Raw genomic sequence first — 874 nt, 5'->3', positions numbered from 1 at the left:
GGGCGAGTTCGCCTGGCCCTCGCTGGTCACCAACAACGAGATGCTGCGCACGCTGCCCGTCGGACTGGCCCAGTTCCAGAACCAGTTCGCCCCCCGCTGGGATCTCCTGATGGCCGGCTCCGTGCTGGCCGCGATCCCGGTCGTCCTCGCCTTCGTCCTCCTCCAGCGGACCTTCGTCCGCGGACTCACCGGTGGTGCGGTGAAGGAGTAGGACGAGAACCCCCCGAGTCCAGGTCGGGAGACCCGGGGCACGGGTGCGGTCGAGTGCCTGAGGGTGGCACCCGACCGCATCTGCGGGTCCACCGTCTCGCGCGCACAGCGACGCGGCGGGCACCGGCCTTCAGCTTCCACCGAAGGAGGCAGTCCCGGCCGCGCGGGAGCCGGCTCAACGTCACCTGGCGTGATCCGCGTGCGCCGCGAGTCCTGGAGCCTGCGAGGACCCGCGATCCCCGGGCCGCGGACCGGCACCGTCAGCCGTTCCGCGGCCCGGCTGCTCGTCTCGGCCGTGCGCCCACCGCCGAGCAGGCGCAGCCACATGGGACCGTCTCAGCGCTTGTCCCCTCGTGATTGCGGCCAACGTAGGTCTGCGCCGACCGGAGACAGTCAGGCAGGCGGGTCCGTGAGGCATCGGCGGACCGGTGTGCAGTCACCGTCGAGTGCTGCCGCAACAGCCCCCCTCGGTGCCGTCGGTCACGGGCGGCACCGAGGGGGCCGGGGGCGGTGGCGGACAGTTTCAGGGCAGAGCTGCCCGCCACCGCGTTCGGGGGCCGGGCCGGCCGGGGAGTCCGGCGGCCCGGCGTTCGGGGGGTGCGGTCCGGCCGGTCGTCAGAACCGGGCGATCACGTACCGGTCGACGGTGTCCTCGTCGAGCTCG

1 pseudogene is annotated in these 874 nt (G+C 73.3%); it reads left to right on the top strand.

Features of this window, described 5'->3' with window-relative positions:
• Window positions 1-211, top strand: a pseudogene (locus tag PUR56_RS25925) (carbohydrate ABC transporter permease); the annotation flags it as partial.
• Window positions 212-874: the final 663 nt, after the last annotated feature.

This window comes from Streptomyces sp. BE303, from assembly GCF_036290945.1.
In the GTDB taxonomy this organism is placed as follows: Bacteria; Actinomycetota; Actinomycetes; order Streptomycetales; family Streptomycetaceae; genus Kitasatospora.
This window is presented reverse-complemented; position numbering and strand designations above follow the sequence as displayed.